The 18,764-nt window shown below is 61.7% G+C and carries 6 protein-coding genes; 4 read left to right on the top strand and 2 right to left on the bottom strand.

What is annotated here, in order from left to right:
- Positions 1–196 precede the first annotated feature (196 nt).
- The 4 genes from BH95_RS11155 to BH95_RS11140 all read left to right on the top strand — a co-directional run bounded on the left by BH95_RS11155 (position 197) and on the right by BH95_RS11140 (position 16,447).
- A complete protein-coding gene (locus tag BH95_RS11155) occupies positions 197–3,034 on the top strand; it encodes a helicase-related protein (RefSeq protein WP_080738011.1) in 2,838 nt (945 codons plus the stop codon).
- Positions 3,035–3,036: 2 nt separating this feature from the next.
- Positions 3,037–7,662, top strand: coding sequence for a DNA methyltransferase (locus tag BH95_RS11150; RefSeq protein WP_037182160.1), 4,626 nt, complete (start codon positions 3,037–3,039; stop codon positions 7,660–7,662).
- 148 nt (positions 7,663–7,810) lie between these two features.
- Positions 7,811–14,182 (top strand): DEAD/DEAH box helicase, encoded by a 6,372-nt coding sequence (locus BH95_RS11145; RefSeq protein WP_037182158.1) that lies wholly within the window; start codon positions 7,811–7,813, stop codon positions 14,180–14,182.
- Positions 14,183–16,447 carry a 3'-5' exonuclease gene (locus tag BH95_RS11140; RefSeq protein ID WP_037182157.1) on the top strand — a complete coding sequence of 755 codons (2,265 nt, stop codon included), beginning with the start codon at positions 14,183–14,185 and terminating at the stop codon, positions 16,445–16,447. It abuts the gene before it with no gap.
- Positions 16,448–16,805: 358 nt separating this feature from the next.
- Here the strand turns inward: BH95_RS11140 and BH95_RS28750 are convergent, their stop codons facing one another.
- A complete protein-coding gene (locus BH95_RS28750) occupies positions 16,806–17,729 on the bottom strand; it encodes a hypothetical protein (protein WP_157773061.1) in 924 nt (307 codons plus the stop codon).
- Positions 17,730–17,759: 30 nt separating this feature from the next.
- Complete coding sequence (locus tag BH95_RS11130; protein ID WP_157773059.1) at positions 17,760–18,674, bottom strand: hypothetical protein; 915 nt, start codon at positions 18,672–18,674, stop codon at positions 17,760–17,762.
- Between the last annotated feature and the right edge of the window lie 90 nt (positions 18,675–18,764).

The raw sequence follows: 18,764 nt of genomic DNA, 5'->3' as shown, positions 1-18,764 counted from the left end.
CACAGGCCCCTGACAGTAAGGTGATCGAAACTCTCAGATGTCATTCACGCGAATGACACGGCACGCGGTACAAGCTGGCTTCGTTACACATCGCTCTGACCGGACGATAACGTTTCCTAGCACACACAATTACTCGGAGGGCCGCACGATTTCTGCACCGATCGCCGAACTGAACGTCGCCCCAGGATCGATCGTGGTGGTACGTGACGAAGAGTGGCTGGTCACGTCCGCTGAGCAGGGCTCGGACGGTTGGTTGGTCAAGGTCCGTGGCCTGACTGAGTTGGTGAAGGACACGACGGCGACGTTCTACTCCAGCCTTGACCGGATCGAGGTGCAGGACCCGCGGGACGCCGAGGTGGTCGCCGATGCGTCGTCGGGCTACCGTGACTCTCGGCTGTGGCTGGAGTCGCTGTTGAGAAAGACTCCCTTCCCCTATGGCGACCAGACTTTGACGGTGTCAACGCAAATGCTTGCGGACTCGCTCGGGTATCAGCGAGCCGCAGTTGCGAAGGCGCTCGATCCAAAGCACATTCGGCCGCGCATCCTGATCGCGGACGCGGTAGGTCTTGGCAAGACCCTTGAAATCGGCATGATCTTGTCCGAGCTCGTTCGGCGAGGCCGCGGCGAGCGCATCTTGATCGTCACGCCGAAGCACGTTCTCGAGCAGATGCAACACGAGCTGTGGTGCCGGTTTGCGTTGCCGTTCGTGCGGCTGGATTCGGCGGGCATCCAGAAGGTGCGACAGAAGCTGCCAGCGACACGTAACCCATTCACATACTTCAAGCGGGCGATCATCTCGATCGACACCCTGAAGAGTCCTCGCTACAAGGCGCACCTACAGCGGCAGCACTGGGACGCGGTGGTGATCGACGAGTCGCACAACCTGACGAACGTCGGCACACAGAACAACGAGCTGGCCCGTGTTCTGGCCCCGAATACCGAGGCACTGATTCTCGCGTCGGCGACGCCGCACAACGGCAAGGAAGAGTCCTTCGCGGAGCTGCTTCGACTGCTCGACCCAACGGCGGTCGCGCCGGACGGCACGTTCACCAAGGAAGATGTCGCCTCACTACTCATACGCCGCCACCGACATCACCCCGAAGTCGCGGCGGAGGTCGGCAGCGACTGGGCCGAGCGTGCAGAACCAGTCCACAAGCTCGTCAAACCGTCCGTAGCGGAAGACGCTGTTGCTCGAGAGCTCTCCCAGGTATGGCTCCATCCCACCAACGGAGGTTCTCCGTATTCAGGTGAGACCAAGGCATTGTTCCCGTGGACTCTGGCGAAAGCGTTCCTCTCCTCCCCCGCTGCGCTTGCGGAGTCGATCAAGCAGCGCCGCGCCAAGCTCGACGCCGGCACTCCAGCTCAGTCGCACGAGCTAGCCGCCCTAACAACCCTGGACGAGCTGAACACGCAAGCCCTGAACGAGTCGGCCGGCAAGCAAGCCGCTTTGGTGGTACGGCTGAAGGACATCGGAGTTGGGGCGAAGTCGTCGACCCGCGCAGTGGTATTCGCAGAGCGCGTGGCGACGCTGCGATGGCTGAAGGAACATTTGCCGAAGACATTGGGTCTCAAGGCCGAAAACGTTGCGATGCTGCACGGCGGACTTTCCGACGTCGAACAGCAGGAGATCGTAGACAACTTCAAGCTGCAAACCTCTCCGATACGGGTATTGGTAACCGGTGATGTCGCGTCTGAAGGCGTCAACCTTCACGCGCAGTGCCACCACTTGATCCACTTCGACATCCCGTGGTCGTTGATCCGGATCGAGCAGCGCAACGGCCGCGTCGACCGATACGGGCAACAGCATCCGCCGGTAATCTCGTCGCTGATCCTCGAACCATCTGATTCGGACTTCTCCGGCGATCTCCGGGTGCTGTCGCGGCTCTTGGAACGCGAGAACCAGGCGCACGGCACCCTCGGCGACGTCGCGTCGTTGATGGGCAAGCATTCGGTGTCCGACGAAGAGAACGCGATCCGCGACGTCCTCATCGGCAAGTCCACCCTCGACGAGCAGATCCGCGACGTCGACGACGTGGCCGCCGGCGACGACCTGGACGCATTCTTCGCTCAGTTCGACCTGGAAGAGACCGCCGACGATGCCCCGGACGCCGCTCTACCGCAGGCGCCGCGGCAGAGCCTCTACGCCGACGACCTAACCTACCTCGACGAGGCGCTCAAGGCCGCATTCAACGACGTACCGCACGCGAGCATCGAGGCCGGCGGCATCGGCTGGACCGTTCATGCGAACCACGCTGTCGCGGAGCTGACGCCTCCGAGGGATCTGCGCCAGCGACTCGGACAGCTGCCGCAGAACTATCTCCAGCACGGAAAGGTGCTCGAACGCCTTACCCTCGCGACCTCTCCGGAAGTCGGCAACGCCCAGCTCGCCGCAGCCAAGGAAGGTAAGGGTGTGTCGGGTACGACGTGGCCGGAGGCGCACTACCTGGGCCCGCTGCATCCGGTGCTGGACTGGGCGAGCGACCGCGCGTTAAGCGCGCTAGGCCGCAACCAAATCTTTGTCATCCGAGGTGACGTCGACTCGCCGACAGTGCTGCTGATGGGCACGTTGATGAACCGGCGTGGACAACTAATCTCGCGAGTGTTCTCGACCGCTGAATTCCCCAATCCAAACAACCCAGCCTTCTGTCTCGTAGCGACGCGCGCGGATCTCGACTTCCTCACCGCCGACACGGGGCTACGGCCGGGGTCGGCGAATCCGGGCCCGGTAGCCGACGCCGATCGGTACCGAGCGCTTGTGCCAATCGCCGTGGACGAGGCGACGACGGCGATGCAGATCGTGCTCGACGCCCAGGAGTCCGCTGCGACCGAGCGGCTGGACAGGTGGCGGCGACGCGCACACCGTTGGCACTCGGGTGCCGAGCAACTCGAACTGTTCGGTAGCCAACGCAAGAAAGTCGATTCCCTGTCCCGACGGATCGCAGAGGAGCAGCGGCTCGCCGAATCCCTCGCTCCCACACAGCAGTTGGTGCGACCATTGCTCCTCATCGTCCCCGCCAACGGAAAGGACCAGTAGTCGTGGCTTCCTTCGACTCCATCGTCATCGGCGAAGACTGGATCAGCGAGCACTACTTCACCACCGACTCGGTCAAAGAGTCGTTCCACGGCAAGGTGCTCGAGCTCCGCAAAATGTGGGACGCAGAGAAGAAAGAGGGCCGGGCGACGGTCCGCGACGACCTACTCGCTGCGACGAAAGATCTGCAGACCGCGCTCGCCGGGCTGGCGGAGAACCCGGACTCTGCAAGCGAGGCCCACGCCCTGACACGTGCCACGTTCGGCTACCCGGCGACCCTGGCCACGTTCACAGCCGAGCGCGCGGGTTCCGAGTTGGAGATCCCCGATGCGAAGCTCGACGGCATCGCGAGTGTGCTGTTTTTGAGGGCTCTTCCGGTCACATCGATCGAGGACCTTCTCGATCCCGACACCGGCCTGCTTGTCACCCCGGCCATCGAGGACGGCAAGCCGATCGAGTCCGCATCTAAGGCTATCTCTGCAGCGTTCCGTTCGGACGTGCCGCCGAGTTTCGTCCTGGTACAGGCCGGCCAGTGGCTGCTGCTCGCCGAGGGCGAGCGCTGGGCTGAAGGTCGCTACCTCGCTGTCGATCTGCTCGTCGTCACCGAGCGCCGACACGAGGCAAGGGGCGGCGAGATCGACCGCGTCGCCGCAATGTTCGGTAAGCAGGCCCTGGTGCCGGACGCGGACGGCAACATCTGGTGGACGCGGGTGCTGGAGGACTCGGTCAAGCACACCGTCGGAGTGTCGAAGGATCTGCGCGAAGGCATCCGGCTGTCCATCGAGATCATCGCCAACGAGGTAGTCCAGCGGCGGTGCGAAAAGGGCCTGACCCTTGACGGAATCGACGGGCAGGATCTCGCGAAGCATTCGCTACGGTTCCTGTACCGGATCCTGTTTTTGCTGTATGCAGAGGCGTCCCCGGAGATGCGGGTGCTGCCGACTGGCGCCGCGGAGTACGAGGAGGGCTACGGTCTCGATCGGATGCGCGAGCTGACGCTCACGGAACTGGTGTCGGCGCAGGCGCGCACCGGCACGCATCTGTACGAGTCGCTGGCGACTCTGTTCCGCCTCGTCGACCGCGGCCACACCCCGGCCGTCCGCGACGACAACCCCGACGACCCCGCGCCGGGGCTCGAATTCCAACCGCTGCGCGCGGATCTGTTCTCCCCCGCTTCGACCGCACTGATCGACGAGGTGAGTCTCGGCAACGAGGCCACGCAGCGTGTGCTCGAACACCTGCTTTTGTCGAAAGAATCCAAGGGGCGCAAGGGCGCCGACCGCGGTTTCATTTCCTACGCGGAATTGGGCATCAACCAGCTCGGCGCGGTGTACGAGGGCCTAATGAGCTACACCGGGTTCTTCGCTGAGGAAGACCTGTACGAGGTCGCGAAGAACGGGGACCCGGAGAAAGGTTCGTGGGTAGTTCCGGTGGACCGCTCCGACCACCTGGACGAGAAGGACTTCGTGCGCGCGGTCGACGAGGCAACCGGCGAAGAAAAACCGGTTCTACATCGCCGGGGCGCGTTCGTGTTTCGGCTAGCCGGCCGCGAGCGCCAGCAGTCGGCCTCGTACTACACCCCCGAGGTATTGACGAAGTTCGTTGTCTCGCAGGCACTCGAGGAACTGCTGGACCAGAACGACGAGCGGACCACACCGCAACAGATTCTCGAGTTGACGATCTGCGAGCCCGCGCTGGGGTCAGGCGCGTTCGCAATCGAGGCGGTCCGCCAGCTCGCCGCCGAGTACCTCAAGCGCAAGCAGGAAGACCTCGGCGAGCTGATCGACGCTGACCAGTACTCAGTGGAGTTGCAGAAGGTCAAGGCTCACATCGCGCTTCACCAGGTGTACGGGGTGGACCTCAACGCCACCGCCGTCGAGCTGGCGGAGATCTCGCTGTGGCTCGACACCATGGTCGCCGGCCTGCAGGCCCCGTGGTTCGGTCTGCATCTCCGTCGCGGCAACTCGCTGATCGGTGCACGCCGCACGGTGTACGCACCGACTCTGCTTACGAAGAAGCAGTGGCTCAAGACCCCGGCGAAGGACGTGCCGATCGGCGAGGAGATCGGCGCCGGCATCCATCACTTCCTGCTGCCGTCGGAGGGTTGGTGCGCGGTGATCGACACTGCCGAGGCCAAGACGTACGCACCGGACAAGCGTGAGAAGTTGCGACTGTGGCGCAACGAGATCCGCAAGTCGCCGAGCAAGGACATCACGAAGCGCCTCACCGCGATCACACAGCGGGTAGAAACGCTGTGGGAGTTCACACTTCGCAGGTTGACGATCGCGGAGTCGGAGATCCGACGTGACATTCAAGTGTGGGGTTCGGAGGCGGTGGACCACACGTCCGCGGTGACGCGCGAGCAGATCGAGCGGGTGCTGCACGACGAGGACGGCGCGTATCGCCGGCTGCGCCGGGCGATGGATGCGTGGTGCGCGATCTGGTCTTGGCCGCTGACCACGGAGATCGAGCCGCCGGATTGGGATCAGTGGGTGGGTGGCCTGGAAGCGATTCTGGGTGTGCCGCCGAAGGCCGGGAAGTTCGAGAAGTACGGTCAGACCAGCCTCGCCGGTGACGTGAACTGGCAGGAGTTGGATGTAGCGGAGGACACCGACAGGACGTTCGCGCAGGCCCTGCCGATCGAGAAGGCGCTCGACGGCTTCCCCTGGCTGACGGTCGCTGCCGGCATTGCTGACACGCAGGGCTTCTTCCACTGGGAACTTGACTTCGCGCCCGTTTTCGCGCGCGGCGGGTTCGACCTGCAGGCCGGAAATCCGCCGTGGGTTCGGCCGGATGTCAATATCGATGAGCTGCTAGCCGAGGGCGACCCTTGGTGGCAACTTAAGGCAAAGTCGACTCAAAGCGAGGACGCTGAGCATGTCGAGATTGCGTTGAACCTACCTGGGATGCGCGACTTCGTTTTGGATTCCATCACCGAAACCTTGGCCGTGCGCGCAGCATTATCGTCTCCCCAGCTCTATCCCTTGCAGATCGGACTTCGGGCGGACCTCTATCGCTGCTTCATGGAACTGACCTGGCGAAATGCCAAATCAACAGGCTCGGTTGGTCTCATTCATCTCGAGTCGCACTTCACTGACGAGAAGGCCGGCCGCCTGCGCGCCGAGACCTACCGCCGGCTGCGCCGTCACTGGCAGTTCATCAACGAGCTGAAACTCTTCGAGATTCAGAACCAGCGCCGCTTCGGCGTCAACGTCTATGGAAGCCATCGATCGCCGAGTTTCGTCCAGGCAGCGTCGCTATATCACCCCGACACCGCCGAACGGTCACTTAAACATGACGGTTCAGGCACCGAGCCGGGAATCAAAGACCCCGACGGAAACTGGGACCTGCGGCCGCACTCCGGCCGTCTGGTCTATGTCACAATCGAAACTCTTGGCACGTGGCACGCCGCACTTGAGGAGGCAGGCACCCCAGTCGACCAATCCCGGATGGTCTACTCCGTCAATCGCGCGTCTGCCGACGTCCTAGCCAAGCTTGCTGCGGCCTCGCGTATCGAGACATTGAATCTCCAGTTCTCGCTGGGCTGGATGGAAAATAATGCGACGAAGGCAAAGGGGTACTACAGCGCCCGCTGGGGGCGGGCGGATTCATGGGACGACGTAATTCTCCAGGGACCTCACCTCTATGTCGGGAACCCGTTTTACAAGAGCCCCAATGAGACGATGCGAAATCACCTCGACTGGACCTCAGTCGACCTGGAGTCCCTCCCCGCTGACGCCGTCCCAATTACGTCCTATAAACCCATGGGAGACCGGTCCCGCTATGACGCCGCCTATACCCGTTGGCAAACCGAATCAGAGAATTCAGTTTCGGCACGCCAGTTCTACAGGGTTGCGTGGCGTAACCAAGCTGCCAACACCGGGGAGCGCACTCTGATTCCCGCGATCATTCCACCCGGCGCTGCCCACGTCGACGGCATTTACTCCGCGGGCGCACCGGACTCTGATATCACGGTTATCCCGCTGGCAAACGCCTTCATGTCCAGCCTCCTTTCCGATTTCAGCGTCAGATCTGCGCCAAAGTCCAACATTCGGGCCAACGTCGCCGAGCGTATGCCGTTCGCGGACGACGCAGCGGCACGCAACGCTCTCGTCCTACGAGCTCTTCGTCTGCACTGCCTAACAGATGCTTATGCGGAGTTGTTCTCTGCCTCGTGGCACTACGACTTTCTTGAGGACTCGTGGACCGATACGCATCCCGTATTGATGGAGTGGCCCCTCGCCGCGCCTGAGCCGACTTGGTCACCGGGCGTCCCGCTCCGCCGGGCCCTCCTGCGTAGGCAAGCATTGTTGGAGATTGATGTCCTTGTCGCAATCTCGCTCGGGATCACTGCCGAGGAACTCTGTACGATCTATCGCACACAGTTTCCAGTGCTCGCAGGTTACGACCGCAAACAGGTGGCCTTCGACGACAACGGGCGCATTGTGCCGACAGGCGTACTGCAAGCGTGGCGAAAATTGGGGCAGCCGACCGAAGGGTTCGAGCGGGTTGAGACGCATCCCGGGAGCGAAGTCTCATACACGTATCGTGCGCCGTTCGCGTTCGTCGAACGCGAACGGGATATGCGCATTGCCTATGCGGAGTTCGTTAGCCGTTTCGAGAACACCTAGTCAGCTTGCCTTGGGTTGTGGTCGCGATCATAGGTGACCGGTGAAGTGGATTGCGAAGGTCTTCCGCTTCTTTGCGAGCGCAGCAATCGGCAAACGCACCACCGACCACCTGTAACCGAAACCAACACGTACCGAGGAGAAGTCGACCATGGGAGCGCTCCTACCCACTCTCCAGGCCCACCATCTGCGTGAGGGCCTGACCGATTACCTCTCGACGACGTTCGCCCTTACCGACCCAGACGCCCAGGCCGCCTTGTCAGACTTCGTCGGTCACTCCGACACCGGCATGTTCAAGGGACCCTTCGTCCGCCTACGCCTGCCGTTCGCCCCGGCCAGCGGCAACTGGGGCATGCACCTGGACTGGTGGCCACCGGGATTCACCCCCTATGGTCACCAGGCCGCCGCCTTCGAACGGCTGTCCACCAAATTCCACGACCGTCCTCAGCCGACGCTCGTCACCACCGGCACTGGATCCGGCAAGACCGAGGCGTTCCTCTACCCAATCCTGGACCACGTGCTGCGGGCCAAAGCTGCCGGCGTGACCGGTATGAAGGCGCTCATTCTGTACCCGATGAATGCGCTCGCCAACGACCAGGCAGAACGCCTAGCCCGGCTCATCTCCCAGCACTCCGAACTATCGGGTGTCTCCGCCGGCCTCTACACCGGCGAGCAGTCCACCGGTGGTCGAACCAGGGTTTCCGAAGACGGACTCATCACTGACCGCTCACTAATGCATGCCGCTCCCCCGGACATTTTGCTGACCAACTACAAGATGCTCGACCATCTGCTGCTGCATCCCGACCGGGCCGACATCTGGCGTCTCTCCGCGGACTCGCTGCAGTACGTTGTGCTCGACGAGTTCCATACCTATGACGGCGCACAGGGCACCGACGTCGCCATGCTGCTGCGCCGCCTCGGCCTCACCGTCAAAGCGCATTGGACCGATGCTTGTCCGGTCACCGAGAGCGATCACGCCCGCCCCCTTTGCCGAATCACCCCCGTCGCGACCTCCGCTACCCTCGGCTCCAAAGCCGAACCCACCGCCATGCTCGACTTCGCGCACACAGTGTTCGGCGAACAATTCGACGCCAATGCCGTCGTCGGCGAAACAAGACTGACCGTCGCAGACTGGCTCGCCGACCGCGACACCGCCCTCGACCGGTTGTATCGGCCGATCTCCCCCGCCGTCACCGACGCCGCCGGACGCCTCGACGAGTTCGCCACGCGCTCGCCCAGCAACGCGTCACTGACCACTGCAGTGCTCGCCGAACTGTTCGAACGCGCAGAGGTCTTCGAGCGGACCGAGTTATTTGCAGCCGCCGACGACCTCGACACCGACCGTCGCCTCAACCCCACAGACCTGCGTCACCTTGAACCCGTCGAGCAGCTGCACCTGCTAAAGGCGCACCCGCTGCTGGCCAGGCTCCTCGACCGAGCCACCAACGCGATCTCCCTCGCCGACCTTGCCACCGCCCTGTTCGAGGTCCCCGTAGCCGAGCGCGATCACCGCCGCCTCCATGCCTCACAGCAAAGGTTCCTCGACTACCTGTTTGCTGCACTCTCCCACCTTCGCGCTGAGGTCGGTCGCGCAGCGCTCAATGTTGACGTGCACGTCTGGATTCGGGAGCTCTCCCGGATCGACCGGGCCGTCGCCACCAACACCTCCTACCGCTGGTCCGACGACGGAGTTCATGAGGACGGCGACGTTATGCACCTGCCGGCGCTGTACTGTCGGCACTGCGGTCGATCCGGGTGGGGCGCCCGCCTCGCCCCGACTGGTCGTACCCTTGACGTCACCGACGAGTCGATTCGTGCGGACCACGCAGCCGGGGCCTCGCGCTTCCGCGCGCTCATATCCGCGCCGGCAGAGGCGCTTCTCGCTCACACGCGCGAGGACACAAAGATCGAGGGATTACGCTGGTTCCACATCGACGATCGCGAAATCACCGACTCGGCACCGGATTCCGACAGCACCGACGAGCTCGAAGGAAGAGTACTGCCCGTCCTCGTCCTGAATGGCGAGAGTGTCGAAGAAGACTCCAAGAATGACATGTGCCCGGCCTGTGGTGTGACCGACGGCATCCGCTTTCTCGGTAGCGCCGTCGCGACTCAATTGTCGGTGACGCTGTCGAACCTGTTCGGTGACGCCACACTCGACGCCGACGAAAAGAAGGCGTTGATGTTCACCGACAGCGTGCAGGATGCTGCCCACCGCGCCGGCTTCGTGCAGGCGCGTTCGCACACCCTGAGCCTGCGCTCCACAGTGCGCAGTGCTATCGGAAATTCGAGCCTCAGTCTGTCGGAACTCTGTGAGGCCATCGTCTCTCGTGCCGGCGACGATTCGTCACGCCGCTACCACCTTCTCGCCCCTGACATCGTCGAACACGACGAGTTCGTCGCGTTCTGGAAGCCAGAGGCAACGACCACTGCTCGCAACAAAGCAAGAGAAAAAGTACTGCGCCGCTTGGAGTTCGATATCGACCTCGAATTCGGTTTGCAGTCGCGACTCGGTCGCACCCTTGAACTTACGGGGAGCGCCGTGGCCGAAGTAGACCTCGGCGGTCCCGAACGCCCGGTCCGTCTCGGCCGTGCGGCTTTGAACGCGACAGAACACCAACTCACCCTCGCTGCACCCCATTCGGCCGCGGTCACCAGGTGGGTGCGTGGCACCGTCGAACGCGTCCGGACTCGTGGTGCCATCCAACATCCGTGGTTGCGCAAATTCGTAGAGAAGGACGCCAACAGACGCTGGGTGTGGGGTGCGCGCCCGCGGGGCGAGGGCATGCCCGCGTTTCCGAAGGGCCGTCCCGCTCCCGCTTTCCCCGCAGTCGGATCACGCTCTGTCCCAGAAGGATTTGACGCGATCACGGCAGCCTCGTCGTGGTACGCGCGGTGGGCATCGCAGTGCCTCGGCGTGTCGCCGTTCGACGGCAGTTTCCTCGCTCGATCCTTGTTCTCAGTACTGGCCGAACAACGAGTGCTCTCGGCGGTGCTCACCGAAAGCGGACTGACCGCGTACTCCCTTCCTCCGACCGCGGTTGTAGTCTCGACTCCTTCCGACGAGGACTTGCTAAGTGGTCGCCACCTGCTTTCCTGCAGTGTTTGCCAGACACCCACCCCAGGAAGCGCGCGCGTCATCGACGAACTCGATGGCGCTCCGTGCCTTCTCGTGCGCTGCCCCGGAGTACTGGCGCGATCCCCCAAAGCGCAGAACTTCTACCGTCGTCTCTACGACAGTTCCGAGATGAAACGCGTCGTCGCCCGCGAGCACACTTCCCTCCTGCCAACCGCAACCCGACTCGGGTACGAAACTGCGTTTAAACGCGGTGGTTCTGATCCTCAAGCCCCCAATGTCCTCGTTGCCACCCCCACTCTCGAAATGGGAATCGACATCGGGGACCTGTCGACCGTCATGCTGGGCTCATTGCCCCGTACGGTCTCCTCGTATGTGCAGCGAGTAGGACGCGCGGGACGCCTCACAGGTAATTCACTCGTGCTGGCGTTCGTCCGTGGTCGTGGAGAGCATCTTCCGAAGTTGTACGATCCGACGTCGGTAATTCAGGGTGACGTCCGCCCGCCTGCAACCTTTCTCACCGCGGAAGAGATTCTGCAGCGCCAGTACGTAGCCCACGTCATCGACCGACTCGCCCGCGACCCCAATACCGTTGCCCCACGCGGAGCGAGGGCGGTACTGGGCAGCTTCGACCCGGGAACTTGGATGGCGGACCTTCTCTCAGCAGTAAGCCACAACGCGGACACGCTTGTCGGTGGATTTCTGGAGCAGTTCTCCGGTGTCCTCGACGAGCACACACGGCAGTCGTTACATACCTGGGCAACACCCGACGCCCGCGGAAGCTTAAGTGGACTCGTGACCGATCTGCAAGAGGCCGTGCACCGCTGGAACCGTGACCTCACCGAACTCACGGAACGCCGGGCCGCCGTCGACGCTGAGATGCCAGAGTTCGAACGCCGCGCAGCTTCGCCCGCAGCGACCGACGACGATCGACGCGACCTCCGCGCCGCGCAGGGCTCGCTTCGGTTGCTCGGAGGACAAATCCACGACCTCACTGACGACTACTGGATCAGCGTCCTGGAACGCTATGGCGTATTACCGAACTACACGCTGCTCGACGATTCCGTGACCCTCGATGTCGGCGTCACCTGGATCGACCCTGACACCAACCAGTACATGGGAGAAGCCACCAGCTACCAACGTGGATCGCGCGTCGCGCTCACCGAACTCGCGCCAGGTGCCACTTTCTACGCGCAAGGCCTAGCCGCCCGTATAGATGCCGTCGACCTCGGCGCGGGCGAGTCCAACATTCACACCTGGCGGCTGTGCCCACAATGCGGCTGGGCCGGAATCACGCTCGCTGGGGAGGAGCCGGCAACGGTGACCGCGTGCCCTCGCTGCCAAACCACAGCAATCGCCGATGTCAGCCAGCAACTGCCTGTGGTCGAAATGGCTCGCGTGTCAGCCGAAGTCCGCCGCGACGAAGCGTCGATCAACGACTCGCGCGACGAGCGACACAAGGAATCGTTCACCGTTGTCACCGCAGCCGATGTCGATCCGGTCAACGTCGACCGTGCCTGGTTCGTCGACGATCTCGAGTTCGGTGCAGAGTACCTGCGCCGCATTGACGTTCGTTGGCTGAACATGGGTCGTCGGACCTCCCAGGGCGGCACACGCACCATAGCGGGGCAGGACACCACGACTGGATTGTTCCGGGTGTGTTCGTCCTGCGGTCAGCTCGACCGAACAGCGGGCCGCAACAACCGTTACGAGCACAGAACTTGGTGCCGGCACCGCAACTCCACAACAGAGCACGTCCGAGAGATCGCGCTCGCACGAACTCTCCGGACGCAGGGCGTGCTGTTGCATCTACCGCGCTCGCTCGAATACGACGTCTTCGCGCACCCCAGTCTCAGCGCCGCGATGTTGCTGGGGCTGCGGCAGGTGATCGGTGGCTCGCCGGAACACCTGGACGTTGCGACCATCACCGACGCGTTGTACGCACCCAGCCAGCGCGCACTACTTATTCACGACACTGTTCCTGGCGGAACCGGCTATCTTGCTGAGTTCGCCGACCCAGCCAAGGTGTGGGCAGTGCTCGATGCTGCAAGAACCGTCGTGCGGGATTGTGGCTGCGCGGACCACGACCGACTCGCCTGCCACAAGTGCTTGCTGCCGTTCGCGCCGCCGCACGAACTGGACAAGGTGTCACGCAAGACAGCGTTGCGCGTCCTAAATGATCTGCTCGGCGTCGACGGGGAGGCAGATCCAAACCGCACTTGGTGGCTCGAAGCGGTAACCGAGAAGCCGGCGAAGCCGCCCATTGGAGGTGAGGAATCGCCGCTAGAGAAGGAGTTCTACGTCGCGTTCGTCGCGCGGCTCCGCGCCATGGGCGCCACGGTGAAGGAGACACCTGGCACGTACGGACCTTCGGCGACGATAATTTTGCCAGGCAAGAAGATTCGAACCTGGAAGCTCACGCCACAGGTGCACATGGCGAACTCGAAACCTGACTTCGAGCTGGCCACAACCGATTCTGAGGTCCCCCGCATCGCTATATTTGGGGATGGTCGGAAGTATCACGCGGTTCCAGGTTGCAATCGAATTGCGGACGACGCCTTGAAACGAGAGATTCTGCGCGACAGTGGACATCTGGTCTGGTCGTTCGGTCACGAGGATCTACAGCGTTTCAAATCGAACGAGAACGCCACGCCGACCTGGTTCACCGACGCGGGCGCCGGGAATGCGATGAAAGCCGGCAACCTTCGTCCCTCGATCGTCAAACTCTTGGAGTCTGACCCGATCACCACGTTGCTCTCGTTCATCACCGACCCCGACCGCGATGCATGGGAGTCCCTTGGTAGATGGCTGCCGATGGCGCTGGTGCGCTCAGACAACCGCACCAAGGGCGACGGTGCGACCATTGCGGACAACGCTCGTTCGCTGATCGACAGCAGCCCCGTCTCGTTCGGCGACGGAACCGATATGTGTTGGTCTTACTTAGACGGTCCGCTTGCGGTCACAGCAGCCATGCTGCCGGGCACCCGGAAGATCAACGCCGTCCTCGTTGTCGACGACCGTGACGAAAAGCTCGAGATCCTGGACGGTCGGGCGTGGAAGGAGTGGTTGCGGCTGTCGAACTGGCTGGGACTGAGCAGCAACCATCTCGTTACCACCCGTAGCCTCCTCGAAGCAGGTGCCGATAGTCCCGCCGCGAAGCACGACGCCGAGCTCACACCGGAGTGGAAGGCGGTCTTCGACTCTACTGTGTCCGACGCCGAGAAGCAGCTGGTAGTCGCGCTTGCTGCGACCGACCTGCCGGTACCAACCGTTGGCTTCGAGACCGACGAGGGTGAGGTGGTGGACTTCGCGTGGAGGGATCTCCGCATCGGCGTGCTGTTTGCCCCCGACGATCACCTGACGAATACGATGTTCGAAGCGGGATGGACGCTGTGCCCACCTGATGCCGAGGAAATTGCGGCAGCGATAGAGAACGGAGTGGCGTAAGTGGCGAACCTGGTCATCGCATCGAACACCAAAGCGATGCGGAAGCTCGAAAAGAGCACAAAGGACAAGGTGTGGGCGTTCATCGAGAAGCTCTCCGCCAACCACGCCACCCCCGGACTTCATATAGAGCCAATCAATGCTGCCGTCGACCCCCGCGTCCGAACCGGGCGTGTCGACCAGCACTTCCGAGCGATTCTGTTCAAAGTGGACGACAAGTTGGGCGACGACCCAACGTTCATCTACATGGGCACATGGCCGCACGACGAAGCCAATAAGCTTGCGGAACGCTCGCGGCTGCGGGTAAACCCGATCAACGGTGTTCTCGAAGGGATCATCGGCGAACTCGACGGCGAGGATGACCGTAAAAAGCGGACGGTCGTTCCCGACCCGCGGGGTGAGCTGAACCGCGCGGTGAAGACACAACCAAGAGGATTCCTCGGCGAGCGATTCAGTCTCGGAGATCTCACCGAACGGCTCGGCCTCGACCAGGATCTCGCGGAACGCGCCTACGCGGCGACGGATGAGGATGTATTGCTCGACATCGCGGCCAATGCTATTGGCTGGCAGGGCAGCGCGCTTCTTGACCTGGCGACCGGCCTGCACATCGACTCCATCCGCGAGAAGCACGGCTTCGTCGAAGACCCGATTGACGAAGATCTCGATGAGGACGAGCAGATCCTGAAGGCTCTCGAGCAGCCTGCATCGAAGATGCAGTTTACGTTCGTCGAGGACGACGAGGAGCTTCGCCGCGTCATCGAAGGTGGCGACTTTGCGGCCTGGCGCACCTTCTTGCACCCCGAACAGCGGAGATGGGTCGAAGCGAACCCAACCGGCCCGTTCCGGCTGTCAGGTGGAGCGGGAACCGGGAAGACCGTCGTCGCGATACACCGTGCGCGACGTCTCGCGAAAGCCGACCCGACCGCACGGATTGTGCTCACCACTTACAACAGAACTCTCGCAGCGGATTTGAAATCAGCTCTGCTGAGCCTCGACCCCACTGTTGAGATCGCGGATCGACTTGGCGACAGCGGTATCTACGTTGGTGGCATCGATGCGCTCGGAAACGCTGCGTTGAACCAAGCGGGTGATACTGCCGACGCAGCCGAGAATGTTTTGGGCTACCGCGGTGCCGAACTCAGTCAGAACCGCACCAATAGCGACAAAGTTTGGCGTGACGTTGCGCAGTCAGTAAGTAGCGGTCTCGACTCGAAGCTCGCGACGCCGGGGTTTCTCGAAAACGAGTATGTGGCCGTAGTTCTCGCGAATAAGGTGACGACTCTCGAGCAGTACGCGAAGGTCGCACGTCCTGGCCGTGGCGTACGCCTGAGCCGACCTCAGCGGATAGCTGTGTGGAAGTTAGTGGAGGCGTATCGCAGGCAAAGCCGGATGGACGGGAGCGTCAGCTTCCCTGAGGTCCTGGCGCTCGCCGCGGAACAACTGCGGCTACGCGTGGAAGCGGGTAAGGACTTCTTTGCAGATCATGTGCTTGTCGACGAGGCCCAGGACTTGCATGCCACGCACTGGGCGTTGCTGCGCAACCTCGTCGCAGAGGGAACAAACGACTTGTTCATCGCTGAGGACTCACACCAGCGAATTTATGGTCAGCCGATTGTGTTGTCTCGGTTCGGGATCAAGATCGTAGGTCGATCGAAGCGCCTCACTCTCAACTACCGGACCACAGCACAGAACCTTCACTTTGCGGTGAGCATCCTGTCCGGGGCCGACTACAAAGATCTCGAACAGGGCGAAGAGTCGACCGATGGCTACCGATCTGCGCGGCTCGGTCCCAACCCAGAGTTCGTCGAATGCACCAATCCTGCAGACGAACTCGACAAGGTGGCCGAGCTGGTTCGAAATTGGATCACGCCTGCAGAAGGTTCGGACTCACCTCCAGTCGACCCGTCCACGATCGCGGTTCTGACCCGCGGTGTTAACGATCGCAGCCAGTTCGTCCGGGCCCTGGGTGAACGTGGGGTTGAGGCCCGCGCGCTCGACAACAATTCCGCGTCTCCCGATCACGTGCAGGTGCTCACCATGCACCGGGCGAAGGGCATGGAGTTCTCGCGAGTCGTCCTCGCGGGCATCGACAGCACGCATGTCCCGTCTGCGGCTACTCTTCGTTCCGTTCCGACGGAGGAACGTGATGAGGCTCTATTGCGCGAGCGATCACTACTGTACGTCGCAGCGAGCCGAGCGCGAGACGAGCTCGTAGTTACATGGAGTGGGCGGAGGTCGGAGTTGCTCAACTCGGCAACGGAAGCCTAAGTACCGCTGGCACGGTGGCCCGGCAGCCTAATAAGCTATTGACGTTTGCCTGAACCCGGGCTGCCACCGCCTACTGCCCGCACGCTCGAGCTTGGAGTGCGGTCGCTGTACAGTTCCGCAATGGGTTTCGCCTTTTTGGCCGCCTTCGCTAGGGGCTGCTGCCGCCGACGAGTACGATACGCGGCTTGATCTATCAACGTCCGCTCCACGTCAGAATCGATCCTTGTCCGCGACCTTTCACACAACGCTCCCGCAGGATCATTGTGGTAGTGCAGTCGATAGACGTTGAAATGCACTTTCGTCCACATGCCACATCCATCGCACATCCACTCGATTGACTTAGGCTTCACCGACGCCATCATTCGAAACCAACCCGAGATTGCTGAGTTTCATCTATTTCAACATTTTCTTTGGCGTCCGAAGGATCCAGATCTGCGACAGCTTTGCCCAAGCGAGACAGGATCGATGCTTTTGTCTTCCGTGGAAGCTGTTGGCTGATGAAAGAGTCCAGCCTTTCAGGATCAGGGTCGAACCTCTCCGCGTCGAGAACGTTTTTCCACGTGGAGTAGTCCGCTGGGTCGGCGAATCGGACTAGCCCTACTCCGTGTGCAGCAGCAACAGACCTAACTTCCTTGATTCGATTCCGTAGCGCTTTAGACAGATGCGCCGGGACGTGGATGGCGACGTAGGCGTGAGTGGCAGCCCGTCGATGAGCTATTGCTTCATAGACCGCAAGAACATCAATGTTGTTGAAAGGCTTGACTTCGAAGGTCGAGACTTCGAGGAAATCGCCCGGAACGTAAGTGAACTGCCGAACCCACAGCGCCACAGCGTCCGGCCTCGACCACTTACCACCCGTCCGTCTAGAGCCTGAGTGCGCCGTGTTGTGCACCGCCATTGCTAATTCCGGATTTCGATCCGTTGTCCAGCTCGAACCCAGGGTTTGAACAAAAGGTGTGTAGAGAACCGCCTCTTTCGTGACGGCCGGGACAAACTCCCAGGGCTCGGTTTCCCTCGTGCGCGCGGCCGGCTCTGTCCACCCATCCGGGCATAAGACCCTTTTTAGACTTCCTCCGTGGCCAACTACAGCAAGGCCGAGGTCAACCAGCTCTTGTTTCGCTTTCCTGTAGGTCGAATCCTGCCAGCCGAGATGATTCCTCAGCGAAGTATGCCCCGGAGGTGGATCAGGCAGATGTAAGACAAGCAGCAGAGCATTCGCATCGAGCGACATAGCGTACTTTGAGGACATATCGATCCACTTCCTTTCTTGGAATTCCAACACGCGACAACTGTCGCGCTCCGCAGGTGGCGGTTATACGACCCCGCCGTCGTCCGACAAGGACTCTGCTATCTCATGCCGGACATCGTTGAGCGTCCTCCCGTCTGGCAAACGCCACGCGTACCAACCGTCATAGGACACGACATCCGCAGCGGCAATAGCAGCGCCTGACGGGCTGATGAAGACGCGGCCGTCTGGCAAAGCTATTCGTCCGTCGTCATTCAGAACAGCACTGAACTGGTCGCCTTTCCTTGGTCGGACCCAAACAAGATCAACGGGACACGATAGCGATTTCGCGACCTGCGTCAGAGAAATTTCCCGGAAATCCGACTGGCTCGCGAGCACCGATTGCGTATTCGCATCTACAACCATTGATCCGGGCGGGCTTGCCTCCGGCTCGGATTCCAGTTCAACGTTGAGAAATCGCCTCCACGATTCGTCAACGTAGAACGAAACTCGCAAAAGTTGAATCGGAACCCCGTGTGTTGTCAAGAACGCGAGCGCTTCGGACGTCCTTGCGTCGAAGTTCCTCGCAACAAGGACGAGACGGGAGTCTGTGTTGACCCTGACCAAGGTCTCCGAGTCGGTGAACTCTTTCCAATCGTCCCAGAACTTCTCCGGGCTCCCGTGATACAGCCCCGCAAGCTCATCGAGATTGCTTCGCCTTGCCCAGCCCGCATATTCCAGCGCCTGTGCAAGCTGATTACGGTCAACATCACGTTTTACTTCAATGACAACCACACGCCCAGTTTTGTCGAGGGCGACGACATCGGGTCTACCACCCCCGGGGATCTGCGGTTGCCGTGCCAGACGAAAGAGATTATCTCCCGTGATTTCTTCAATGTTGTTCCAAAGAAGTTCTTCGATTTCGCTCTCGTAAACCCCAGAACCAATCGACTGCCGCATAATCGGTACCAAGCCGTCAGCAGCCAAGTCAAAGATGGGCACGGACAAGTCCTTTCTTTCTGCGGCTCGCAGGACTGCCATGGCCAGCCGCAACGGTTTGTGTGTTCAGCAACTTATTGGATGGAGCTGGAC

This window comes from Rhodococcoides fascians A44A, from assembly GCF_000760735.1.
Taxonomy (GTDB): domain Bacteria; phylum Actinomycetota; class Actinomycetes; order Mycobacteriales; family Mycobacteriaceae; genus Rhodococcoides; species Rhodococcoides fascians_E.
This window is presented reverse-complemented; position numbering and strand designations above follow the sequence as displayed.